This window comes from Enterococcus sp. AMC2644 (assembly GCF_058216475.1).
The window spans coordinates 2,532,944-2,556,268 of the sequence record NZ_CM177095.1; the positions used below are offsets into that span (position 1 = coordinate 2,532,944).

A 23,325-nucleotide genomic window follows, 5' to 3' on the forward strand; every position below is an offset into this window, starting at 1 on the left:
GGATTCTTTTTGCAAGAAGTAAAATATGAAAGTTTTGTAGATGGTGTCAAGGCATGTGTACCCACAATTTTAGGCTATGTTGGCATTGGATTTGCAATGGGAGTCGTTGGAAAAGGGATTGGTTTAAGTGTCTTTGAAATCTTTTTAATGTCTCTAGTGGTTTATGCAGGAAGCGCGCAATTTATTATATGTGGATTATTGGCAATCAGTGCACCCATCTCATCAATTATTGTCACTGTTTTTTTAGTTAATTTACGGCACTTTTTGATGAGCCTATCTGTAGCGCCGGCTTTTCGTAAAGAAAGCATGTTTGGCAATATTGGTGTTGGAACATTGCTGACAGATGAGTCTTATGGTGTTTTAGCAACCGCATTACAAGATGGAAAACAGCCTTCTTTAAGCTGGATGAATGGTTTAAACATTTGTGCCTACATTTCTTGGATTATTGCGACAGTATTAGGTGCATTGTTAGGGAAATTTATTCCTAATCCAGAATTATTTGGCTTAGATTTTGCCCTAGTTGCGATGTTTTTAGGGCTGTTTTTATTTCAAGCGGAACGACCTTTAAAAAGACGTACCAAACAGACAATTGTTGTTTTAGTTAGTGTTGTCGTCAGTTTATACTTATTTATGTGGTGGACAACACCTGAGGTTGCGGTTATTGTAGCAACTTTAATTGGTTGTTTTGTAGGGGTGGTGACGCATGGTGAATAGTAACTTTTTATTACTGATGGTAGGCTGTTTTATTGTGACATGGATTCCGCGGATTTTGCCTTTTATTTTTGCAAAAAAATTAGAATTTCCAGAAAAACTACATTTATTTTTAAGTTATTTGCCTTTATGTATTTTAGCAGCATTACTTGTACAAAGTTTATTGGTAGTGCCCACTGGAAAAGCGCCTGTCTTAAAATTTGAAGAAACTTTGGCATGTATTCCCACATTAATTGTTGGTTATTATACGAAAGATTTGATGAAGATTGTGATTACAGGTATTATTACCATAGCGGTTATTCGCTTGGTTTTATGAATAAAAATGAGTACTTCTAAAGGAGAAGAATATGAACGAGTTATTAGCATCTGTGTTTAGCGGATTAATTATTGATGAAAATGAAACACATTATTTTGTCCAAAAAAATGGCTTAACATTTAAATTAGCAAAATCAGAAGGTGAGCATCGTTTAGGTGAAGGTGTCGAAGGATTTGGTTATCAAAATCAAAAGCAAGAATTATGTTTTGTAACAGATATTCCCAAAAGTCGTAAAGGTCATTACGCATTTGGAGAAGTAACAGATAGTCGTCGTGATTTAGGTGTTTTTGTAAATATTGGATTACCAGATAAAGACATCGCAGTATCGCTAGATGAGTTACCAACAATGCGTGAATTATGGCCTAAAAAAGGTGATCGTATAATGATTTCTTTACGAGTTGACCATAAAGACCGTATTTGGGGAACACTTGCAGATGAGAAAATCTTCCAAGCGTTAAGTAAACGTGGCAGTGAAACATTAAAAAATCAAGATATTTCAGGAACTGTGTATCGTTTGAAATTGGCGGGAACGTATATTTTAACGGATGATTTTTATATCGGCTTTATCCATCCATCGGAGCGTTTTCAAGAACCACGCTTAGGTGAACGTGTGAATGGACGTGTGATTGGTATTCGTCCTGATGGCGCATTAAACCTATCTTTAAAACCGCGTGCACATGAAGCGATTAGCGATGATGCAGCGATGATTATAGCCTTTTTAGAGCGTGCACCTGAGAATCAAATGAAGTATACTGATAAATCTTCGCCTGAGGAAATTCAACAGATGTTTGGTATTAGTAAAGGTCAATTTAAACGTGCGTTAGGAAATCTAATGAAACAACGTCGTATCGAGCAAAAAGATGGAATTACTAAATTAATTCAGGAATCTAATTGAGAATGCTTGTATAATTTTGGTTTCTAATTTATAATTATTTTAATGTTTAAAGGATTTTAAGTTCTTTAGATTAGAATGATTATAATTAAGATGGAGGATTGTATGAATACAGTTGAAGCTTTGAAAAAGACGAAAAAACAACTCCATGAATCTGGATTTAAATTAACGCCACAAAGAGAGGCAACCTTATTAGTGTTGTTAGAAAATGAGAAAGACCATTTATCTGCAGAAGAAATTTATTTTTTTGTGAAACGAAAAAATTCAGACATTGGTTTAGCGACAGTTTATCGAACATTGGAAATTTTAACTGAATTGAAAATTGTTGATAAAATTAGCTTTGATGATGGTGTAGCACGCTATGATCTACGCAAAGAAGGTGCAAAACATTTTCATCATCATTTATTATGTTTAGAATGTGGAAGTATTGAAGAAATTGAAGAAGATTTATTGGGAAGTGTGGAAGAAATCGTTGAACAACGTTTTCACTTTTTAGTGAAAGATCATCGCTTAACATTCCATGGAATCTGTCAAGCTTGCCAAAACAAAGAGCAAACCGAGGCATAAGTCTCGGTTTTTTGTTTTGTAAGAAAATTTTTATGTAAACTAAAGGAGATTTTCTGTTCTTACTTAACGGAATTTGTTATGATAGATAAGGCGAAAGTGAGGAGAAAAAATGGAAGAACAAGTAATTGATTATTTGCATTTTTTGACAATTGAACGTGGACTTGCGCAAAATACTAGAAAAAGTTATCAACGTGACTTAGAACGTTACTTAACCTTTCTTAAAAATCAAAAAATTGACAGCTGGAATAAAGTGGATCGGTTTACAGTTGTACAATTTTTACAAGAATTACAAGAAGAAAAAAAATCACCAGCTACCATTACACGAATGGTAACTAGTTTACGTCGATTTCATCAATTTCTTCGTCAAGAACGCTTTACAGACCATGATCCGATGCAACATATTGATTCTCCTAAAAAGGCTCAAAAGTTACCTGATACATTAAGTTTAAATGAGATTGAACGTTTAATTGAAACGCCTGATACTAATGAGATACTTGGTATTCGTGATCGTGCTATTTTAGAAGTGATGTATGCAACAGGTTTACGTGTCAGTGAGTTAATTGGTTTGAAATTAAATGATTTACATTTAAATATGGGGTTGTTACATACTATCGGAAAAGGAGAAAAAGAACGGATTGTCCCGCTTGGTGATTTAGCAATTCAATGGATTGAGTGTTATTTAGAAGAATCTCGTCCACTATTGACAAGCAAACATCCAGACGAATCTCATCTTTTTGTTAATAGTCATGGAACAGGTTTGTCTAGACAAGGAATATGGAAAAATTTGAAAGCTCTAGTACGTAAAGCTGGGATTACTAAAAACGTGACTCCTCATACACTCCGTCACAGTTTTGCGACACATTTGTTAGAAAATGGTGCTGATTTGCGCACAGTGCAGGAATTATTAGGACATGCCGACATTTCAACGACACAAATTTATACCCATATTACGAAGAAGCGAATGACAGATGTCTATAAACAACATTTCCCTCGAGCATAAAGGAAGGAAGTCTATGCAAGAAATTAAAATAAAATTGGATGTTTTTGAAGGACCACTAGATTTATTACTACATTTAATTAAATCCTTGGAATTGGATATTTATGATATTCCAATTGCAGATGTGACTGAACAATACATGAATTATATTCATGCGATGAAAACTCTTGAACTAGAAGTCGCAGGTGAATATTTAGTTATGGCTGCAACTTTGATGGCCATTAAAAGCCAAATGCTTTTGCCAAAAGCAGAACTGGAAGAGGAATATGACGATGTCTATGAGGAAGACCCACGTGATGCGTTGGTGGCACAATTATTAGAATATCGCAAATATAAATTCGCAGCAGAATGTTTATCTGAAAAAGCAGAAGAGCGTAGCCAGTATTTCACTAAAGACCCTATGGATGTGGATGACTATAAAGAAACGGAGCAAGAGTTAGATGAAAATCAATTGAACACGATTGATTTATTTTTAGCGTTTCATAGTATGCTGGAAAAAAAGAAAAAGCGTCAAACGTTTGAAACTACGATTCGTGCTGATGAGAGTAGCATTGAAGAAAAAATGGCGTTTATTGAAACGAAAATGCTAGAAGATACTAATCATGTGGGTCAGACATTAGATTCTTTTTTCGTGACTTTTAATAAATCGGAAATTGTGATTACTTTTATGGCATTATTAGAGTTAATGAAAAATGGCAAAATCAAAGTCGAGCAGACTGGCAACTATGAAACAATTTTGTTATACCCAGTAGGAGAGAAACATGAGTAAATTAAGTCAATTAGAAGCAATTTTATTTATCGTTGGCGATGAAGGTATTGGATTAGAAGAACTAAGCTATTTATTAGAAGAAACTACTCCAAAAATTTACCAATATATTCAAACGTTAAATCAGAATTATCAAGAAAATAGCGATGCGGCATTAAACATTTTAGAAGTAGGAAATCATTTTATTTTAACAACCAAAAAAGAATTTGCGCCGTTATTAAAGAAATATGCGCAGTCACCTATGTCGAATCGTTTGTCCCAAGCTGCATTAGAAACATTGGCAATTATTGCCTATAAACAACCAATTACACGCGTAGAAATTGATGAAATACGCGGTGTACAATCAGCTGGTTCTGTTCAGAAATTAGTTGCACGCCAATTAATTGAAGAGAAAGGTCGAGTGGAAGGCCCAGGACGAGCGATTTTATATGGAACAACTACCTATTTTATGGATTTCTTTGGTTTGAAAAATTTAGATGAATTACCTGACATTCAAACAATGGAAGATGATTTGGCAGATGAAATGCCAAACGATTTATTTTTTGATCGTTACCAAGAATTAGAAGGAGACGAATAATGGAAAGATTACAAAAAGTGATTGCTCACGCGGGGATTGCCTCACGCAGAAAAGCAGAAACATATATTTTAGATGGCCGTGTAAAAGTTAATGGCCAAATAGTAAAAGAATTAGGTACGCAAGTAAGTGCCAAAGATCGTGTCGAAGTTGACAATGTACCAATCTATCAAGAAGAGCCTGTCTATTATGTGTTTTACAAACCACGTGGGGTAATTTCTGCCGTTTCTGATGACAAGAAACGTAAGGTAGTAGTTGATTATTTATCAGATGTGTCAGAACGTATTTACCCAGTAGGACGTTTAGATTATGATACGTCTGGTTTGTTATTATTGACGAATGATGGCAATTTTTCCCAAACTTTAACTCATCCAAAACACGAAGTAGATAAAGTGTACGTTGCTAAGGTTAAAGGAATTGCAGAGAAAAAGACGATGTTACCTTTGACAAGAGGAATACGTGTTGAAGGGAAAAGATTGGCACCTGCTCGATTTGAAATTTTATCGACAGATGTTAAAGCTCAAACAAGTATTGTTCAATTGACAATCCATGAAGGTCGTAATCATCAAGTGAAGAATATGTTAAAAGCAGTCGGACTTCCTGTACAAAAATTAAAACGTGAGCAATATGGTGATTTAACTTTAGCTGGATTACGTCCAGGTGAGTATCGTGAACTAAGTAAAAAAGAAGTAAGCCAATTATTAGAAAAAGCAAAAAAATAATTTTAAGCTGAAATGGTTGAAACTACTCGCAAAATATGTATAATGAAAATGTACTAATAATTTAATAAAGGTTCGTCTTCAGGGGCAGGGTGTAATTCCCGACCGGTGGTTATAGTCCACGACCCACTTTTTATAAGTGGCTGAATCGGTGAAATTCCGATACCGACAGTATAGTCTGGATAAAGAAGATAGGGCGTATTTGATTTACCTAATTTTGTTATAATCAGATACCCTATTTTTCCCCTACGGAAAAATAGGGTATTTTTTCTTGTCTGGCGCCGATAAGAAAACAAAAAGGAAAATTTAATAGGTTCGTTTGAAGATGGGTCCTTACACTTAGGAGGATTTATAATGAAAAACAACAAAGTACAAAAAATGGTTTCGATTGCACTCTTTGCTTCGATGGGGCTGATTCTACAGTATGTCGCATTTCCTGTTATTCCAATGTTCAGTTTTTTAAAAATTGATTTTAGTGATATTCCGGTAATGCTAAGTATGTTTTTATTTGGTCCGTTGGCTGGTGTCACCACAGCGTTTCTACGTTCATCGTTGCACCTATTAACGACAGGCATATCCGCACCCAATTTGGTGGGAGATGTTGCAAGTTTCCTTGCTACCACAGCCTTTACGTTACCAATGTATTATTTCTTTAAAAAAGGCAATGGTTTACTTAACAAAGTTTATGGTACATTAACTGGTATTTTATCAATGAGTATTTTTATGAGTGTTGCAAATTATTTTGTCATTACACCACTCTATTTATTTTTCTTTGGTGTTACAGCAGACACATTTTTAGGAATGCCTCTTGCCAACTATGTGGTGATGGGAATTTTACCATTCAACTTAATTAAGGGTGGTATTGTAACAGCTGTATTTTTAGTACTGCATGCAAAATTATTGCCATGGCTATCAAAAAAACAAGCTTTTTCACAACATCAAACATTTTCAAAATAAAAAATCAAGGACATTTCACAATCGTGAGATGTCCTTTACTCTTTTTTTTGCGTATAATAGGTAGAAAGATTATTTTTCCAAGACGATTGCACGTACAGGGCATTTTTGATAGGCTTTTAATATAGCTTCTTGCTCATCTTGAATGAATTGTTGATGTGCTTCTGGCTCTTGGGCAAATAAGACAATTCCTTCTTCGTCATAATCAAATATATTAGGTGCATAGACCGCACATAACCCGCAAGCAATACAACGTTCGGGGATAATTTTACATAATTGAGACATATTGTCACTACTTTCTGGAGGTTTTATTATGGATACATTTATTTTATCGTTGTTTTCAGCAGAAGACAAGTTGAAGCCTAGTACCTTTTATCAAGTTCTAAGCGGAAAACGCACCTCTTCTGTTTTGACATACGCTTTTTTTCATAATTTATTACATCTTTCAGGCGTTTGTCCTCAATTAACTGAAGCAGCATTTTATCAAGTGATTAATCGATTAAAAAAAGAACAAAAATTAATAGAAGTAGAGGGGTTATTGCTAGTAACACAAGAAACAAATGGTGAAATAAAACAATATTTAACAGAGGTGGATTTTTTTAAGTTTGGTCGTAAAGAACAGGAAATCTGGCGTTCAATCCAATTTTTAGTTCAAGTAGCATCCTTTTTAGAAAGTGGTGAAAAGTATATTCCTTTGGAAAGTTCACCTTTTTATACTGAGCGCGTTCGCCAGTTTGTTCATCAGTATCGTGGTGTAATGAAAGAAACGCTTTATCAAGAATTAGTTACTCTGCTGAGTAACTTGCCCAAAGAAAAAGCTGATTTACTTGCACAAACATTTACAGGATTAGATCAGAATGGGGCTGTTTTTTTTCAGATTCTACCTGAAGAGGTTCAGCAACCACCTTGGTCGAATGTAGCAGTGGCCAGTGCAACACATTTGTTCTTTCAGGAAATTTCACGATATCCCGATTTTTTATTGTATCAATTTATCAAACCTCTTTTAGCCCAAAATATCAATACAAGTATGTTGAAAACTCGAAAGCTATTTAAAGAAGGTTATGCGTTTGAACAAGTGATGCAGCTCCGTCAATTAAAACAAGGAACCATTCAAGACCATGTGATTGAGTGGGCATTAGTAGATGAAAAATTTCCTTTTGAAAAATTTATTACGCATAAAAAGTTGTTAGCAGATTTGCCAGCTGATTCATGGAAATATAGTTACAAAGAACTTGTAGAGCAATATGATGTTGCTTTTTTAGAAATTCGATTGTATCAAATTTGGAGGAAGAAAAGCGTATGAAGTTAGAATCTGCTTTACAACATTATTTTCATTACGATTCTTTTCGAAAAGGGCAAAAAGAAGTTGTTTCCACATTACTTTCGGGGGAAAATACGCTGGCAGTTTTACCAACAGGCACCGGTAAAAGCTTATGTTACCAACTGACGGGGTATTTAAGAGAGGGGTTAACAATTATTGTATCGCCATTAATTTCTTTAATGGAAGATCAAGTGTTATCTTTGTTGCGGATTGGGGAAAAACGTGTAGTTGCTCTAAATGGTACTTTACAAATCCAAGAAAAAGAATTTATTTTGAAGCATCTAGATAAATATAAATTTATTTTTTTGAGTCCTGAAATGTTATTACAAGAACAAGTTTTAAGTAGTTTGCAACGTCAAAAGATAGGATTGTTTGTAGTTGATGAAGCGCATTGTGTTTCGCAGTGGGGAGTTGATTTTCGACCGGAATATCGCAACTTAGGTGATGCTCAAAAGCGTCTGAAAAATCCTTTAACGTTAGCATTGACAGCTAGTGCAACAAAGAAGGTTCGTAGCGAAATTAAAGAAATATTACTATCACCTACAGCGAAAGAGTGGGTATATTCAATGGATCGTCCAAATATTGCTTTAATGGTACGTGAATCAGAAGATAAGCTTAGTGAATTACGTCAAATGCTCACACAACAATCAGGCTCAGGAATTATTTACTGTGCGACAAGAAAACAAGTAGAAACATTATATGAAGAACTTCAATCTGAATTTGCTGTAGGATATTATCATGGGGGACTAGAAAGTAATCAGCGACGGATGTTACAACAACAGTTTTTAGATAATCAATTACAATTTTTAATTGCCACAAATGCCTTTGGAATGGGTATAAATAAAAGTGATATTCGATTAGTAGTTCATTATGAGTTGCCTGATAGTTTAGAGAATTATATGCAAGAAATTGGTCGAGCTGGAAGAGATGGTGTTCAAAGCTATGGCGTACTGCTCTATCAATTAGGGGATGAGAGAATTCACCATTTTTTACAGCGGACAACGCAAGAAGCGAGGGAGACGTTTGAAGCGCGTTTGCAATATCAAGCAATGGCTTCCTTGTCTGAAATTCAAGAAAAATGGTTACATCAAACACAACGTGAAGGAACGGAACAATTTTTAGCTCACTTAAAACGAAATGAAGAAGAGAAATGGTTAAAATTGCAACAAATGTTAGCCTATATTCATCATGATGGTTGTCGACGAGAATACCTGTTACATTATTTTGAGGAATCATTATCAGAAATTCCAGAAGTATGTTGTGATTTTCATGGCTGCCATTTACCAGAAAAAACAGAAAAAATACCAAAAAACTCAAAAGAAATAATAAATTGGCAAGATATTTTACTAAAAATGTTTAAAGAAAAAAAATGAAGATGTTTTTTTGAGACAGAGAGTATTTTTCTATGATATAATACAGCGGAAACCATAGCAGGAGGTAAGAAAAAATTGAGTAAAAAAAATAAGAAACAAAATGCACAAGAACCTTGGGAGCAACCAATCTACGAGGCTGATTCAGAAGAGCAAAATTCTCGTACCAAACAACATAACCAAAAAAAGGGGAATAGTGCTTTTTTAACTATCGTATTGATTCTATTGTTCCTTATTATTGCGGTTCCAACTGTTGCTGGATTTTTAATTATGAATCGTGACAATGAACCTAAAACAGCCGCTACTGCTGAATCTTCTAGTGTTGTAGAATCAACTGAGTCTTCGACAAAAGAATCTTCATCAACGACAGAAAAATCATCATCAACAAAAGAATCTTCTAGTGTTGAAAGTTCAGAGTCAAGTTCTTCTACAGAGGAATCGAAAGCTCCAGCATCAAGTGAAACTGCTGTAGAACCAACACCATCTTCTGAAGAAGTTGCTGTAGAACCTGAAGTTCAAATTGATGCAGATGGTGCTTATGTTGAACAACCAGCTGAAACACCACAAACTGAACAACCTACACAAGAACAAACACAGCAACAACAAGGTGCTGGACAATATAGTGAAGTTTTACCAGGTGAAGGACCACAACAAGTTGCTGCACGTAACGGAATTAGTTTGGATGAATTATTCCAATTAAACGGAATGGATCCAAATAACTTCTTGATTCACCCAGGGGATCAATTAAGAGTGAAATAAACGAACCGCTCCGGCGGTTTTTTTTATGGAAATTATCAAAATTTTGAATACAATGTTTAGGTATGGGGAGACGAAGTATGAAGAAAATCAATATTGCCATTGATGGACCTGCATCATCAGGGAAGAGTACAGTAGCAAAAATTTTAGCCAAAGAATATGGTTATATTTACACAGATACAGGTGCGATGTATCGTAGTGTGACGTATTTAGCCATTCAACATCAAGTAGATTTTGAAGATGAAGAGCGGTTAGTCGCATTAATTGAACGCTATCCAATTACATTCAAACAAACAGAAACTGGACAATTAATTTTCGTAGATGGTCAAGATGTATCAGAAGTAATTCGTCATCCGGAAGTGACCAATAACGTTTCGATTGTTTCAGCACATGAAAAAGTGCGACATGAATTGGTTCGTCAACAACAAAAAATTGCAGAAAATGGTGGCGTGGTGATGGATGGCCGTGATATCGGTACAGTAGTCTTGCCAAATGCTGAAGTGAAAATTTTCCTTGTGGCAAGCGTTAAAGAGCGTGCTGAACGTCGTTTTAAAGAAAATCAATCAAAAGGGATTGATACTGACTTTACCACATTACAAAAAGAAATTGAGCAACGCGATTACTTGGATTCGCATCGTGAAGTATCACCGTTAAAACAAGCAACGGATGCTGTTTTGATTGATACAACTGGCTTGTGTATCAAAGAAGTTGTTGACGCTATTAAACAAGTTATTGAACAAGGAGATAGATAATGAAAAAAAGTTTAGCTATTATTACTGTATTTGTTAGTATGTTAACTCTTGTAGGATGTACTTCCACAAAAGAAACAAGCAATATATCAGAATCAACTACCATTCAAAGCCAAAGTAAGGAAAACGAAATTACTTTGACCATTGCACTGACTAAAGAAGATGAAATTATAGACGAAAAAGAAGTAATTGTAGAAGAAGGTAGTAATTTAATGGATGCAGTTAAAGAAAACTTCGAGATTAAAGAAGATAATGGCATGATTACATCTATTGAAGGAATCGAACAGAACACCAAAGAAAGTTATTTTTGGACATATACTATTAATGATGAAATGATTATGACAGGCGCAAATGAAACTGAACTTCATGAAGGCGATAAAGTTGTTTTTACGTATAGTAAATTCTAAATTGAAAGCAAAACAAAAGGCTATAGCTTTTTGTTTTGCTTTTTTTAGTATAGTTTGTTTGTTTTTCACATAGTCTGGAAATAATTAAAGAAAAAGTAGTGAAAACCAATAAATTCAAGGCTTTTTTATAAAAAAAATAGAAATCGCTTTATTTTTTTTCGAGAATAGCATAAACTAGAGAGTGTAGTGCAATTATAAAACAATTGTTGGTTAGGAGGACATATGTTATGACAGAATTAGAAAACAACCAAGTAGAAAATGCTAACGAAACAATGGAAGATGCCTTAAATAGCGTCCAAGAAGTAAAAGTTGGCGATATCGTTAAAGGTGAAGTATTGGTTATTGAAGATAAGCAAGCAGTCGTTGGTATTGAAGGTGCTGGTGTAGAAGGTGTCGTACCTGCGAAAGAATTATCAACATTACCTGTGGAAGATATCAATGATGTAATTAAAGTTGGGGATGTACTTGACTTAGTTGTAATTACTACGATTGGAAAAGATAAAGAAAATGGTAGTTATTTACTTTCTAAACGTCGCTTAGATGCGAAAAAGGTTTGGGAAGATATTGAAAAAGATTTCGAAGAAGGAAAAATTATCGAGGCACCAGTTACGAACGTCGTTAAGGGCGGTTTAGTAGTAGATGTAGGTGTACGTGGATTCGTACCAGCATCAATGGTAGAAGATCATTTTGTAGATGATTTTGAAAGTTATAAAGGCCAAACATTAACGTTCAAAATTATTGAAATTGAACCTTCAGAAAATCGTTTAATTCTTTCACATAAAGCAGTTGTTGAAGCTGAAAAAACAGCGAAAAAAGCAGAATTACTTGAATCAATTAAAGAAGGCGATAAATTAGAAGGAACTGTTGCACGTTTGACAGACTTTGGCGCGTTTGTAGATTTAGGTGGTATTGATGGTTTAGTTCATGTGTCAGAAATTTCACATGCGCATGTTGCTAAACCAAGCGATGTTTTAAATGTGGGTGACAAAGTTGAAGTTGCAGTATTATCTGTAGATCCGACAAAAGAACGTGTATCATTATCCATTAAAGATACATTACCTGGACCTTGGGCAAATATCGAGGAAAAAGCTGCTAAAGACACTGTCTTAGAGGGAACTGTAAAACGACTAACAAGTTTTGGTGCATTTGTAGAAGTCTTCCCTGGTGTTGAAGGTTTGGTTCACATTTCTCAAATTTCACATAAACATATTGCTACACCTCACGAAGTATTAAGTGAAGGCGAGCAAGTCCAAGTGAAAGTATTGGAAGTAAATCCAGAAGAACACCGTATTGCATTAAGCATTAAGGCTTTAGAAGAAAAACCAGAAGCTGAAGCGGTAGTTGAAGAAGAAAGCTATGAGCTTCCTGAAGAATCAACTGGTTTCACAATGGGCGATCTTTTAGGGGATGCGTTGAAAGACCAAGAATAAGAACGAGGTTGCCTTGTGCAACCTTTTTTTATTGGCTATTTCTTTAAGTATTTGCTTTAATTCTTTTCACAATACTTGCAAGTTCTTATTTCATTGGTTAAACTAATAAGGTTAAAAGATGTCCGCATGACGAATAACAATGGATAAGAATCACTTAATATACAGAACTAGGTATTTTTGAAGAACGAATTCGTTATGCGTTTTAAGATGGAGGTAAAAAAATGGCAAATCCAACGATAGCGATTGTAGGTCGTCCGAATGTCGGAAAATCTACAATTTTTAACCGTATTGCTGGTGAACGAATTTCGATTGTAGAAGATACTCCAGGAGTAACACGTGATCGTATTTATGCAACAGGGGAATGGTTAGGTAGAGAGTTTAGTATTATTGATACAGGTGGAATCGATTTGGGCGATGAACCGTTTATGGATCAAATCAAACATCAAGCAGAAATTGCAATTGAAGAAGCAGATGTCATCATTTTTGTTTCAAGTGCAAAAGAAGGAATTACTGATGCTGATGAATTAGTTGCTCGTATTCTGTATAAGAGTAACAAGCCAGTGATTTTAGCAATTAATAAAGTAGATAATCCAGAAATGCGTTCTGAAATCTATGAATTTTACGGTTTGGGACTGGGTGAACCATATCCAATTTCTGGAAGTCATGGTTTAGGAATTGGAGACGTATTAGATGAGGCAGTCAAACATTTTAGTACTGAGCAAGAAGAAGAGGATGACTCTGTTATCAAATTCAGCTTGATTGGTCGTCCTAATGTTGGAAAGTCTTCATTAATTAATGCGATTTTAGGTGAAGATCGTGTGATTGTTTCAGACATTGAAGGAACAACGCGTGACGCAATTGATACACATTTTGTCAGTGAGAGCGGTCAGGAATTCACTATGATTGATACAGCAGGGATGCGCAAGCGTGGAAAAGTGTATGAAAGTACTGAAAAGTATAGTGTCATGCGCGCCATGCGTGCGATTGAACGCTCAGACGTCGTCTTAATGGTCTTGAACGCAGAAGAAGGTATTCGTGAGCAAGACAAACGTATCGCTGGTTACGCTCATGAAGCAGGACGAGGCATGCTAATCGTTGTTAACAAATGGGATTTAGTAGAAAAAGAAACAAATACCATGCGTGACTTTGAAGAAGAGATTCGTAAAGAGTTCCAATATTTAGATTATGCACCCATTATTTTTGTTTCAGCAAAAACAAAACAACGTTTGAATAAGGTGCCGGACTTGATTGAACAAGTAAGTATGAACCAAAACTTACGTATCCCATCTGCGTTATTAAATGATGTGATTATGGATGCTGTCGCAATCAATCCAACACCAACTGATAAAGGCAAACGGTTGAAAATTTTCTATGGTACTCAAGTTGCTGTTAAACCACCAACATTTGTTATTTTTGTAAATGAAGAAGAGCTAATGCACTTCTCATATGAACGTTTCTTGGAAAACCAAATTCGTAAGGCTTTCACATTTGAAGGTACTCCAATTCGAATTATTCCACGAAGAAGAAAATAACAAATTTTACCATAGTTTGCGTTATTTGACAAAAATAGTTGTTTATTAGTGATAAAAATTAAAAAAACAATTGAAAAACGTTAAATCCCTTGATATTATAAGGTTCTTGTGATAACGTTATAGCAGAATATTGATGATGAAAATCAATATTTGTCGCAAGGTTTGGACCACTCAAATTCTTGTGATTGATGGAAAGCATCATAAAATTTTTCAGGAGGTGAAACCATCCATGGCAAACAAAGCAGAATTAATCGAAAAAGTTGCAGAAGCTACTGATTTAACTAAAAAAGACGCAACTGCAGCAGTTGATGCTGTATTTTCAACTATTCAAGAAGCTTTAGCTAACGGTGAAAAAGTTCAATTGATCGGTTTTGGTAACTTCGAAGTACGCTCTCGCGCAGAACGTAAAGGACGTAACCCACAAACTGGTGAAGAAATCAAAATCCCTGCAAGCAAAGTACCTGCATTTAAACCAGGTAAAGCATTGAAAGACGCTGTTAAATAAGACAGTTTTTTAAGCCCTCGAGTAATCGAGGGTTTTTGTTTAAAATAACAGGGATGTTATGCCATGCTACGACTGTAGTGTGTGGATTGAAAATATGTTAATTTTTTATTTGAAAAAAGGGACTTCTTTCTTTTATGTTAAAGTGTCCCTACATAGAATATTGATGTTAAAAGGTTATTTGTCAGAACTGAAATTTTCTGATAAATAACTTTTTTATTTGTTTATAAATAAAAGTTGACAAAAATTTATTATATTTTATAATAAATTTACATAGAATGTAAAAAAATTGGTGATAAAACTTCTTTGATTAATAGGAAAGATATATGAAAGTATTTTCTTTATATTGGATTAATCAATTGAAAGAATAACTAGAAATATGGGGATATTATAAAGTTAATAAGTAAAAATATAAAATTCTAACAAAATAGGTTAAGAATACGCTGTTAAGAAAATCTATTTTGAGTACTAAAAGTATTGAAGTATAAATCAAATAATATATGTTATAATTTATTAAACAGAATTTCACAATATAAAATGTTTAGTTATTAAAAAGTTTAGAATAATGTATTGATTAACCCTAGGAAAGAAGGTTACTAAATGTATGCACATTATGAACAAGAATCAAAAAAATCCCAATTGCTAGAGGAGCATCTTTTTAATGTAGCAAAAGATGCATCTTCAATGGCAGCTGAAATTGAACAAAAAAATGTCTTGTTTTTAATAGGACTATACCATGATCTAGGTAAAGCGGATGCTCTTTTTCAAGAGAAAATTTTGAGAAAACCAGCTATGAAAGTGAATCATACTTCAGCTGGTGCACTTTATTTGTATTTAAACGTAGGTAATTTACTTAAAAAACAAATTAAAACTGACGATAGAAAATATTGTAGTGCTTTTTGTGAAACGATTGCATATGTAATTTCTGCCCACCATGGCGTATATGATATACCATTGTCTGAAAAAACAGATGATGAATTTGATCCTGAAAAATTTGGATACAGCAAATTATATGAAAGACTAGCTTATAATTCAAATGGGAAATATCAATACGAAAAAGATATTATAACTTTTGCCAAAAATTTAGAAGAAAAGATGAAAGAACTATGTGAGATTTCTTTTGAACAATTGATTTTGAAAGCGTTTTACGAGTATGTTGGGTTATGGGGAAAATTAGATTATAAAGATAATTCTGAAAAAGCATATTATCAAACATTAATTATGCGATTGTATTTATCATTATTAAAAAATGCTGATATTTTAGATACTATTAATGCATATGAGGAAATTGTTACTCCTTTTTCTTCGCAAAAATATGAAGAATTAGCTAATTCCTACTTAGATAGTATTGAAGAACGTTATGCTGGGTTTAGTAATCCAAAAAAAGCAATTAATGTTGTTCGTACTAAAGTATCGGAAACTGTTAAAGAACGTGGGATAAATGATTCACCAGGGATTTATCGTTTAGATTTGCCGACAGGCGCCGGAAAAACAAATTTAAGTATGCGTTATGGGTTTCATCAAATGGTATATCAAAAAAAGAAACGTTTTATTTATATTACAGCATATCTATCGGTATTGGAGCAGAATGCTTCTACGATTAAATCTACTGTGGGTTATGAAGTTGAAGGGGAAATAAATGCGGAGGGTGTTTTAGAACATCATTCAAATATTATTGAATCAGAAGATGACAATGAGACAAGTGATGAAAGAGAACAAGCTATGAAAGAATATTTGGTCGATACATGGGATAGTCCAATCATTTTGAGTACAATGGTTCAAATGTTTCAAACATTTTTCAAAACAAAATCAAGTAATATTCGACGATTTGCAAATTTGATTAATAGTACGATTATACTAGATGAAGTGCAAGCTTTGCCGATAGAAGTGACAACGCTTTTTAATTTAACAATCAATTTTTTAAATCGAGTGATGCAAGCAAATATTGTTTTATGTACTGCGACACAACCTGTTTATAACTCGAATAGTATTCCACATAAAATACAATATGGCGGAATCAACGGAGAGGATGCAGACATTGTTAAGTTAACGAAACAAGAACGTGAAGTTTTTAAACGTACAGCTGTTTATAAATTTGATGAAAATAATTCAATCAATTCTCTTGAAGAGGTAGCTGAAGAAGTCACTCAAAATCCAAAAGAGTCAATTTTAATTATTTTAAATACAAAAGCATCAGTTAAGCAATTATATAGGTTGATAAAAGAAAATGACTCACGGAAATGTTATCATTTATCCACGAATATGTGTGCAAAACATCGATTGGATATTATTGATACTATTAGGGAGGAACTTTCTAGCGAACCTGTGATATGTGTGAGTTCACAATTGATTGAGGCAGGGGTAGATTTAGACTTTAATCGCGTTATTCGTTCTTATGCAGGGATTGACTCGATTGTACAAGCTAGTGGACGTTGTAACCGTGAGGGAAACCTTGACATAGGGATTGTACAATTAGTAAATATTCCTTCAAAACAAGAGAATTTAACAAGATTAAAACCAATAAAAAAGAAAAAGCAAATTACAGAGCAAATTGTTCAAAATTTAGATTCACCAATAGATGTTGCGGTATTAAATGATGAATTTTTTGAACGATACTTTACCAATAGTAAAGCCTCTGAATTTGATTATCCTACTAAAAAAGATGAGCCTACAGTTTATGAATTATTATCTTTAAATAGAGAACAAATGATTGATCCTAGATGCGGTTTAAGACAATCGTTTAAAACTGCGGGAATAAAAATGGACTTAATTCAGAGTAATACAAATGGCGTGATTGTTTATTATAATGACAATCATGAAAAAATTGAAGAACTAATCACTACAGTTGAAAGCTTTGAAAATAGTTATCAAATAAAGGATTTACAAAAGATACGAAAGCTTGTTAAAGAATTGCAACCATACACGATTAATATACAGAAAGATAATACTTTAAATAAGAGCGTTGATACTAGATTAGATGGTCGCATCCGGATACTACAAGAATCATTGTATAGTTTTGATATAGGAGCAAATGAAACTGTGGAAGGTTTTATATTTTAAAATAATAAGTGGGGAGGAAGAGGAAATTGTCTAAAATGAAAGAATTTTTTGTGAAAATAAAAGGTGATTATGGGTTGATTAGTAATCCATCATCAAAAGGTGGAGGCGAAAAGTATTCTTATTCAACACCAACTAAACAGTGTTTAACAGGAATTATCGATGCGATTTATTTTAAGCCAACATTTAAAAATATTGTGACGGAAGTAAAAGTTATGAATCAAATACAAACAGAAGTAATTGGTACCAGAGCTTTATTAGGGAGCATGAAGGCTGATTTGAATTATGTTTCTTATTTAATTGATATCGAATATCTTATCCGTTTTCATATGGAATGGGATGAAAATAGGATCGATTTAACCTATGATAGAAATGCTAAAAAACATGAAGCGATTATGGAAAAATCAATCAAACGGGGTGGACGTAGAGATATATTTATAGGTACAAGAGAATGTGTAGCTACAGCAGAATATTTAACAGAGGAGGAATATATTCAAGCAAAAAGTCACTATGAAGGACAGGTAATATCTTTAGGTATTATGTTTCAAGAATTTGAATACCCATTGGAGCCTAGCGAACCCTTAAAAAGTTATTTTACTGATACATTAATGAAAGACGGTGTTATCAAATTTAAGACGCGTGAAGAATGTGAAATTGTAAATGTACTTTCAAGCTATAAATTTAAACGTCCTGAAATAATAAAACCTGTGGACGATGAACTTAATGAGTACGAACAAATGGAAAAGAGGTGAAAACTTATGGATTTTTTAACAGCTTTGTATAAAGCATATGATAAGAGTATAGCTGATGGTTTAGTAGATAATCATGACAGTGATAATACAATTTTATTACCGCTTTATCATACAAGTATGAAGTCTAGAGGAAATGATATTATACAAGCAACTTTAACAAAAGATGGTCAATTACTATATGCAGAGTATCTTTCAGAAGATGAAATAATTATTTTCCCAGTTACAAATGATTCTGTTGCTCGATCAGGTAAATACCCTCCTAGTCATCCTTTAGTCGATAAAATAAGTTATATGTTAGATGAAAATAAGGAAATGAATGAATTATATAGGAACGAATTTAGTAGGTGGTATCGTTCAATAGAAAATGATGAAATCAAATCCTATATAAAAATTATTAAAAATTTTGTTTGGAAAGAAAATTTTATTGACAGTATTTTGGACAATATCGATGGAATTGATGAATATGAAAGAAAAGGACTTGAAGTATTATACACGGAAAAAGTCAGTGGTAAAAATAAAAAAATTGATTTTTCTAAAATTTTTCTGACTTTTGCAGTAGTAGATTTTGTTGAATATAAGACAGTAAGCGTTACAGACTATGTTGCATTGCATAACGATTATATTCGGTATGTTGAGTCACAAGATACACAACAAGGAATATGCAATATTAGTAAAGAAGTACAGCAACTGACCTCTAAGCATCGAGGATTAATGGGGAATGCGAAGCTTATATCTGTAAGTAATAATATCGAAACTTATAAAGGTAGATTTCAGCATGGCTCAGATATTATTCAAATTGGCTACAAAACGTCAGAAAAAATCCATTTGATGTTAAAATATTTACTAGAAAATAAAAATAGTCGACGATGGTTAGGTGGACAACAGTATCTGATTAACTGGTTTAGTGATGATATAGCTAATGAGAGCCAAATTGATATTACACTGCCTATGTATATAGATTTTGGAGATGAGGCAGAAGAATTTGATATTCCACTTGTTTCTAAAAAGAATAAACAAGTGGGAGATTCATTTATAAAAGGCAAACAATTGTTTCGTGATGATTCTAGTTATTATGTAGCAATTATTGATAAGGCGAGTAATGGGAGAATATCTTTAAAATATTTTCGTGAATTAGAAGTATCACAATTAAAAAATAATTTAGATAAGTGGCAAAAAAATTACTCTTGGAAACAATATCACAAAGATAAACAAGAAATGAAGTTAACAACACCTTCATTATTTCAAATGTTATTAACGGCATATGGAATAGAGCGAAATGGGAAATTAGAATTGGATAATGATAACTTTAAAAAAGATCAATTCCAAAATCTAGTTATTCGTTTATTAGATGGGCAAGCTGTTCCTGCTAATATTTTAACGGCGCTTAACATGAATATTCGCAAAAGACTAAATTATTCTATAACTTGGAATCAAATTCAATTTACAACATTAGCACTTTTTAGTCATTATAGAGGGGAGATATCATACATGTTAGACAGAGAAAACAAAAATCGTTCATATTTATTTGGACGCTTATTAGCGATATTAGATCAGATAGAGGCAATGACGTATAATGTTGATAAAACCGATAAAGAAAATAAACGTGTAACAAATGCGCAAAAATTTTGGACGTCCTATACAAATCATCCTGCGACAACAATGAAAACATTAATTGATAGGACAAAAAACTATGAAAAAACGTTATTAAACTCTAAACCAGGGATTTTAATTAAGTTGAATAAAGAAAAGACAGAAATAATTAATTTGTTGTCTATCTATCTAACTGATAAAAATGAAGTTAACAAGCCCCTGGATTATCAATTTATTTTTGGATACTATGCAGAAATGCAATTTATTTTTACAAAAAAGGAAAATAGTGAAAGCGAGGAAGTAAAAAATGATAACGAATAAAGTGGATTTTATCGCAACAATTGAAGTGAGAAACGCCAATCCTAACGGTGACCCACTAGCAGGAAATATGCCTAGAACTGATTCAAGTGGATTTGGATTGATTAGTGATGTAGCCATTAAACGAAAAATTCGTAATCGTATGCAAGATCAAGGTTATGAAATTTTTGTAAAATCACGTGATCGTAGTGATGATAAATTTACTTCTTTACAGAAAAGATTTGAAGATGTATTTACATCAAAAGATTCAGATGAAAAAATTGAAAAAGAAGCAAATGAAAAATGGTTAGATGTTCGAACATTTGGTCAAGTAATTACTTATTATAAGAAATCGATTGGTATTCGTGGGCCAGTATCTATTAGTATGGCAAAATCCTTAGCTCCTATTGAAACTACAACGTTGCAAATTACCCGTAGTTCTAATAGCATGGAAGCAACAGGGAAATCCGGACGTTCATCAGATACGATGGGAAGTAAGCATTTTGTCGAATATGGCGTATATGTTGTATATGGTTCTGCAAATGCTTATTTCTCAGAAAAGACAGGCTTTGATGAAAAAGATTTGGAAATTGTTAAAGAATCTTTAGTGACATTGTTCGAAAACGATGCCTCATCTGCTCGTCCAGAAGGATCGATGTCAGTAAAAGAGGTCTTTTGGTTTACTCATTCTAGTAAGTTAGGGAATGTATCTAGTGCAAAAATTCATGATTTATTGCAATGGGAAAACCCTGATTATAATCAAGAAGTTGAATACTCAAACTACAAAATTAAGTTGAATCAAGAAAAATTGATTGGATATCAAGAAAAAGGGTTACGTGTTGAAATTCTTGAAGGTCTATGATTATGGACTATAAAGCAGATGAGTATCTAATGCTTTCGGGAATCCAACATTATGAATTTTGCCCGCGTCAGTGGGCATTGATTCATATTGAACAACAATGGGAAGAAAATCTTCGAACAGTTCAAGGACAACATCTTCATCGAAATGCGGATCAACCATTTATGAAAGAAAAACGGGGCAATAAAGTCGTTTCGCGGTCAATGCATGTCCAGTCGCATGAATTGGCAATTACAGGTATTTGTGATGTAGTGGAGTTCATAAAAGATAAAGCAGGAGTGGAGATCCCAAAATTAGGTGGAAAATACAAGATTTATCCTGTCGAATACAAACGTGGAAAACCGAAAACGAATCATTCAGATGTATTACAATTAGTTGCACAATCGATGTGTTTAGAAGAGATGCTTGTTTGTACGATTGATAGAGGCTATTTGTTTTATAATGAAGTAAAGCATCGAGAAACAGTTTTGATTACAGATGAATTAAAACATGAAGTAAAAACAGCGCTAGCAAAAATGCAAGATTTGTATCGAAAAAAGCATACACCTCGTGTGAAAACTGGAAAATGGTGTAAAAGTTGTTCTTTACAAGATATTTGTTTACCACGATTAATGACAAAAGAATCGGTGAATCGATACATTGAAAAGAGGTTAAGCGAATGAGAAGGCTTTTAAACACTTTATTTGTAACACAACCCGATCACTATTTGTCGTTGGATGGGGACAATATTGTATTGAAGAATGATGGGTCAATTGTGGGAAGAATTCCTTCCCACAATGTTGAATCTGTAGTAACTTTTGGCTATACAGGGGCAAGTCCTGCTTTGATGGGCTATTGTGCGGAACGCAATATTTCAATTGTTTTTTTAGATAGAAATGGTCGTTTTAGAGCAAGAGTTATTGGGAGTAGTCAAGGGAATGTTACTTTACGTAAAGAACAGTACCGAGTTTCTGATGATGAATATCGCTCTGCCCAAATTGCACGAAATTTTATTTTAGGAAAAGTGTATAACCAGCGATGGATTTTGGAAAGAATGACTAGAGATCATGCGTTAAGAGTTGATACAGAACGGTTTAAAATAGTTACTCAAAGTCTGGCAGATACGTTGTCTGCCGTTCGTTTGTGTGACGATTTAGACGAACTTAGAGGACTAGAAGGTCAAGCGGCTTTGATGTATAACAGTGTATTTAATGACCTTATTTTACAGCAAAAAGAAGATTTTTATTTCTATGGACGTACTAGAAGACCTCCTACAGATAATGTGAATGCGATGTTATCGTTTGCTTATACATTACTGGCAAACGATGTTGCAGCTGCTTTGGAGACGGTTGGTTTAGACGCATATGTAGGTTTTTTACATCGAGATCGACCAGGGCGAGTATCTTTAGCACTAGATGTGATGGAAGATTTACGTGGTGTTTATGCAGATCGATTTGTCCTATCACTGGTTAATAAGAAGGTAATGACTAAAGAAGATTTTTTTGAAAAAGAAAACAATGCAGTAACGATGACTGACGATGGAAAAAAGAAATTTTTACAAGCTTGGCAACAGAAGAAACAAGAAAAAATTACGCATCCATATCTTGGTGAAAAAATTAGTTGGGGATTAGTGCCATTTTCGCAAGCATTATTATTAGCGAGATATTTACGCGGCGATATAAATGGTTATCCACCTTTCTTTTGGAAGTAGGTGAAAAACTTGCTAGTATTAGTGACATATGACGTAAGTACTTCTAGTGAAGGCGGTCAAAAACGTTTGCGAAAAGTAGCTAAAGTCTGTCAAAACTATGGTCAACGTGTACAAAATTCAGTCTTTGAATGTATTGTTGATGCTGCACAATTTGAAATGATGAAGAATGAATTGAAAAAAATGATTGATGAGACAAATGATAGTTTGAGATTCTATCGACTTGGGAATAACTATAAAGCGAAAGTAGAGCATGTGGGTGCAAAAGAATCCTTAGATATTGAAGCGCCATTAATTTTTTAGTGCGAATCCTAAGCTCCCATAAATTCCCTAGGGGATTCGCACCTGAAAAATACAGTTAAATGAGAAAATGATGAGTAAATAAATACGATTATATTCAATTTTGAATGAAAATAAATATAATTGGGCGATTTTCATCGGAAATAAGTTGATTTTGACTTGTTTTTTCTACTAATCGCCGTTGCAGTCTTTATGACTGCATGGATTGAAATAGTTACCA

Annotated in this window: 25 protein-coding genes, 1 CRISPR repeat array and 1 riboswitch (1 of these 27 running past the window's edge); of the genes, 24 read left to right on the forward strand and 1 reads right to left on the reverse strand. The window is 33.7% G+C overall.

The window, feature by feature from the left end; genetic code table 11:
• The first annotated feature begins 9 nt into the window (after window positions 1-9).
• The 9 genes from AC4BC5_RS12350 (at window position 10) to AC4BC5_RS12390 (ending at window position 6,499) form a co-directional block, all read left to right on the forward strand.
• Window positions 10-714 (forward strand): AzlC family ABC transporter permease, encoded by a 705-nt coding sequence (locus AC4BC5_RS12350; RefSeq protein WP_490495665.1) that lies wholly within the window; start codon window positions 10-12, stop codon window positions 712-714.
• Window positions 704-1,027: an AzlD domain-containing protein gene (locus AC4BC5_RS12355; RefSeq protein WP_490495666.1), complete on the forward strand. Its 324-nt coding sequence runs from the start codon at window positions 704-706 to the stop codon at window positions 1,025-1,027. The genes AC4BC5_RS12350 and AC4BC5_RS12355 overlap by 11 nt, the downstream gene beginning before the upstream one ends.
• Window positions 1,028-1,058: 31 nt before the next feature.
• Window positions 1,059-1,922: a CvfB family protein gene (locus AC4BC5_RS12360; RefSeq protein ID WP_490495667.1), complete on the forward strand. Its 864-nt coding sequence runs from the start codon at window positions 1,059-1,061 to the stop codon at window positions 1,920-1,922.
• A gap of 102 nt (window positions 1,923-2,024) precedes the next feature.
• A complete protein-coding gene (gene fur, locus AC4BC5_RS12365) occupies window positions 2,025-2,486 on the forward strand; it encodes a ferric iron uptake transcriptional regulator (RefSeq protein ID WP_207940066.1) in 462 nt (153 codons plus the stop codon).
• A 109-nt stretch (window positions 2,487-2,595) separates the two neighbouring features.
• Window positions 2,596-3,486 carry a site-specific tyrosine recombinase XerD gene (xerD, locus tag AC4BC5_RS12370; protein ID WP_490495668.1) on the forward strand — a complete coding sequence of 297 codons (891 nt, stop codon included), beginning with the start codon at window positions 2,596-2,598 and terminating at the stop codon, window positions 3,484-3,486.
• Between the two features lie 13 nt (window positions 3,487-3,499).
• Window positions 3,500-4,252 carry a segregation/condensation protein A gene (locus AC4BC5_RS12375; RefSeq protein ID WP_490495669.1) on the forward strand — a complete coding sequence of 251 codons (753 nt, stop codon included), beginning with the start codon at window positions 3,500-3,502 and terminating at the stop codon, window positions 4,250-4,252.
• Complete coding sequence (gene scpB / locus AC4BC5_RS12380) at window positions 4,245-4,826, forward strand: SMC-Scp complex subunit ScpB (protein WP_490495670.1); 582 nt, start codon at window positions 4,245-4,247, stop codon at window positions 4,824-4,826. Before AC4BC5_RS12375 ends, scpB begins: the two co-directional genes overlap by 8 nt.
• Complete coding sequence (locus AC4BC5_RS12385; RefSeq protein ID WP_490495671.1) at window positions 4,826-5,545, forward strand: pseudouridine synthase; 720 nt, start codon at window positions 4,826-4,828, stop codon at window positions 5,543-5,545. Before scpB ends, AC4BC5_RS12385 begins: the two co-directional genes overlap by 1 nt.
• Before the next feature lie 70 nt (window positions 5,546-5,615).
• A riboswitch (FMN riboswitch) is annotated at window positions 5,616-5,739 on the forward strand.
• 157 nt (window positions 5,740-5,896) lie between these two features.
• Entirely contained in the window at window positions 5,897-6,499 is a 603-nt protein-coding gene (locus AC4BC5_RS12390) for an ECF transporter S component (RefSeq protein WP_490495672.1), read from the forward strand.
• Between the two features lie 69 nt (window positions 6,500-6,568).
• Here the strand turns inward: AC4BC5_RS12390 and AC4BC5_RS12395 are convergent, their stop codons facing one another.
• Window positions 6,569-6,781, reverse strand: a complete 213-nt coding sequence (locus AC4BC5_RS12395) for a ferredoxin (RefSeq protein WP_490495673.1) — start codon at window positions 6,779-6,781, stop codon at window positions 6,569-6,571.
• Window positions 6,782-6,809: 28 nt separating this feature from the next.
• Between AC4BC5_RS12395 and AC4BC5_RS12400 the strand changes: the two genes are divergently transcribed.
• The 15 genes from AC4BC5_RS12400 (at window position 6,810) to cas2 (ending at window position 23,108) form a co-directional block, all read left to right on the forward strand.
• A complete protein-coding gene (locus AC4BC5_RS12400; protein WP_490495674.1) occupies window positions 6,810-7,799 on the forward strand; it encodes a helix-turn-helix domain-containing protein in 990 nt (329 codons plus the stop codon).
• Window positions 7,796-9,190 carry a RecQ family ATP-dependent DNA helicase gene (locus AC4BC5_RS12405; RefSeq protein WP_490495675.1) on the forward strand — a complete coding sequence of 465 codons (1,395 nt, stop codon included), beginning with the start codon at window positions 7,796-7,798 and terminating at the stop codon, window positions 9,188-9,190. Before AC4BC5_RS12400 ends, AC4BC5_RS12405 begins: the two co-directional genes overlap by 4 nt.
• A 75-nt stretch (window positions 9,191-9,265) precedes the next feature.
• On the forward strand, window positions 9,266-9,946 hold the full coding sequence (locus AC4BC5_RS12410; RefSeq protein WP_490495676.1) for a LysM peptidoglycan-binding domain-containing protein: 681 nt from the start codon (window positions 9,266-9,268) through the stop codon (window positions 9,944-9,946).
• A 77-nt stretch (window positions 9,947-10,023) separates the two neighbouring features.
• A complete protein-coding gene (cmk, locus tag AC4BC5_RS12415) occupies window positions 10,024-10,695 on the forward strand; it encodes a (d)CMP kinase (RefSeq protein WP_490495677.1) in 672 nt (223 codons plus the stop codon).
• Window positions 10,695-11,099, forward strand: a complete 405-nt coding sequence (locus tag AC4BC5_RS12420; protein WP_490495678.1) for a DUF4430 domain-containing protein — start codon at window positions 10,695-10,697, stop codon at window positions 11,097-11,099. The genes cmk and AC4BC5_RS12420 overlap by 1 nt, the downstream gene beginning before the upstream one ends.
• Window positions 11,100-11,326: 227 nt before the next feature.
• Window positions 11,327-12,529, forward strand: coding sequence for a 30S ribosomal protein S1 (gene rpsA, locus AC4BC5_RS12425; protein WP_490495679.1), 1,203 nt, complete (start codon window positions 11,327-11,329; stop codon window positions 12,527-12,529).
• Between the two features lie 221 nt (window positions 12,530-12,750).
• The gene (der, locus tag AC4BC5_RS12430) at window positions 12,751-14,061 is read left to right on the forward strand and encodes a ribosome biogenesis GTPase Der (RefSeq protein WP_490495680.1); all 1,311 of its coding nucleotides are present in this window, start codon (window positions 12,751-12,753) and stop codon (window positions 14,059-14,061) included.
• 229 nt (window positions 14,062-14,290) lie between these two features.
• The gene (locus tag AC4BC5_RS12435) at window positions 14,291-14,566 is read left to right on the forward strand and encodes an HU family DNA-binding protein (RefSeq protein WP_016175478.1); all 276 of its coding nucleotides are present in this window, start codon (window positions 14,291-14,293) and stop codon (window positions 14,564-14,566) included.
• Between the two features lie 597 nt (window positions 14,567-15,163).
• Complete coding sequence (gene cas3, locus AC4BC5_RS12440) at window positions 15,164-17,623, forward strand: CRISPR-associated helicase Cas3' (RefSeq protein ID WP_490495681.1); 2,460 nt, start codon at window positions 15,164-15,166, stop codon at window positions 17,621-17,623.
• A gap of 26 nt (window positions 17,624-17,649) precedes the next feature.
• A complete protein-coding gene (gene cas5c, locus AC4BC5_RS12445; RefSeq protein ID WP_490495682.1) occupies window positions 17,650-18,372 on the forward strand; it encodes a type I-C CRISPR-associated protein Cas5c in 723 nt (240 codons plus the stop codon).
• Between the two features lie 6 nt (window positions 18,373-18,378).
• A complete protein-coding gene (cas8c, locus tag AC4BC5_RS12450; protein ID WP_490495683.1) occupies window positions 18,379-20,283 on the forward strand; it encodes a type I-C CRISPR-associated protein Cas8c/Csd1 in 1,905 nt (634 codons plus the stop codon).
• Window positions 20,270-21,121, forward strand: coding sequence for a type I-C CRISPR-associated protein Cas7/Csd2 (gene cas7c, locus AC4BC5_RS12455; RefSeq protein WP_490495684.1), 852 nt, complete (start codon window positions 20,270-20,272; stop codon window positions 21,119-21,121). Before cas8c ends, cas7c begins: the two co-directional genes overlap by 14 nt.
• A 2-nt stretch (window positions 21,122-21,123) precedes the next feature.
• Window positions 21,124-21,780: a CRISPR-associated protein Cas4 gene (gene cas4 / locus AC4BC5_RS12460; RefSeq protein WP_490495685.1), complete on the forward strand. Its 657-nt coding sequence runs from the start codon at window positions 21,124-21,126 to the stop codon at window positions 21,778-21,780.
• Window positions 21,777-22,808: a type I-C CRISPR-associated endonuclease Cas1c gene (gene cas1c / locus AC4BC5_RS12465; protein ID WP_490495686.1), complete on the forward strand. Its 1,032-nt coding sequence runs from the start codon at window positions 21,777-21,779 to the stop codon at window positions 22,806-22,808. Before cas4 ends, cas1c begins: the two co-directional genes overlap by 4 nt.
• 9 nt (window positions 22,809-22,817) lie before the next feature.
• Entirely contained in the window at window positions 22,818-23,108 is a 291-nt protein-coding gene (gene cas2 / locus AC4BC5_RS12470) for a CRISPR-associated endonuclease Cas2 (RefSeq protein ID WP_490495687.1), read from the forward strand.
• A 177-nt stretch (window positions 23,109-23,285) separates the two neighbouring features.
• A CRISPR array of direct repeats spans window positions 23,286-23,325; the repeat unit is 32 nt; unit sequence GTTGCAGTCTTTATGACTGCATGGATTGAAAT (it continues 866 nt past the right edge of the window).

Bases quoted from the DNA above. Each gene is read 5' to 3' on its own strand.
- cas3 (WP_490495681.1), top strand. From the start codon at position 15,164: ATGTATGCACATTATGAACAAGAATCAAAAAAATCCCAATTGCTAGAG.
- cas7c (WP_490495684.1), top strand. From the start codon at position 20,270: ATGATAACGAATAAAGTGGATTTTATCGCAACAATTGAAGTGAGAAAC.
- AC4BC5_RS12355 (WP_490495666.1), top strand. From the start codon at position 704: ATGGTGAATAGTAACTTTTTATTACTGATGGTAGGCTGTTTTATTGTG.
- cas1c (WP_490495686.1), top strand. From the start codon at position 21,777: ATGAGAAGGCTTTTAAACACTTTATTTGTAACACAACCCGATCACTAT.
- rpsA (WP_490495679.1), top strand. From the start codon at position 11,327: ATGACAGAATTAGAAAACAACCAAGTAGAAAATGCTAACGAAACAATG.
- cmk (WP_490495677.1), top strand. From the start codon at position 10,024: ATGAAGAAAATCAATATTGCCATTGATGGACCTGCATCATCAGGGAAG.
- cas8c (WP_490495683.1), top strand. From the start codon at position 18,379: ATGGATTTTTTAACAGCTTTGTATAAAGCATATGATAAGAGTATAGCT.
- cas4 (WP_490495685.1), top strand. From the start codon at position 21,124: ATGGACTATAAAGCAGATGAGTATCTAATGCTTTCGGGAATCCAACAT.
- xerD (WP_490495668.1), top strand. From the start codon at position 2,596: ATGGAAGAACAAGTAATTGATTATTTGCATTTTTTGACAATTGAACGT.
- der (WP_490495680.1), top strand. From the start codon at position 12,751: ATGGCAAATCCAACGATAGCGATTGTAGGTCGTCCGAATGTCGGAAAA.
- AC4BC5_RS12390 (WP_490495672.1), top strand. From the start codon at position 5,897: ATGAAAAACAACAAAGTACAAAAAATGGTTTCGATTGCACTCTTTGCT.
- AC4BC5_RS12375 (WP_490495669.1), top strand. From the start codon at position 3,500: ATGCAAGAAATTAAAATAAAATTGGATGTTTTTGAAGGACCACTAGAT.
- AC4BC5_RS12385 (WP_490495671.1), top strand. From the start codon at position 4,826: ATGGAAAGATTACAAAAAGTGATTGCTCACGCGGGGATTGCCTCACGC.
- AC4BC5_RS12405 (WP_490495675.1), top strand. From the start codon at position 7,796: ATGAAGTTAGAATCTGCTTTACAACATTATTTTCATTACGATTCTTTT.
- AC4BC5_RS12395 (WP_490495673.1), bottom strand. From the start codon at position 6,781: ATGTCTCAATTATGTAAAATTATCCCCGAACGTTGTATTGCTTGCGGG.
- AC4BC5_RS12420 (WP_490495678.1), top strand. From the start codon at position 10,695: ATGAAAAAAAGTTTAGCTATTATTACTGTATTTGTTAGTATGTTAACT.
- AC4BC5_RS12360 (WP_490495667.1), top strand. From the start codon at position 1,059: ATGAACGAGTTATTAGCATCTGTGTTTAGCGGATTAATTATTGATGAA.
- fur (WP_207940066.1), top strand. From the start codon at position 2,025: ATGAATACAGTTGAAGCTTTGAAAAAGACGAAAAAACAACTCCATGAA.
- scpB (WP_490495670.1), top strand. From the start codon at position 4,245: ATGAGTAAATTAAGTCAATTAGAAGCAATTTTATTTATCGTTGGCGAT.
- AC4BC5_RS12435 (WP_016175478.1), top strand. From the start codon at position 14,291: ATGGCAAACAAAGCAGAATTAATCGAAAAAGTTGCAGAAGCTACTGAT.
- AC4BC5_RS12400 (WP_490495674.1), top strand. From the start codon at position 6,810: ATGGATACATTTATTTTATCGTTGTTTTCAGCAGAAGACAAGTTGAAG.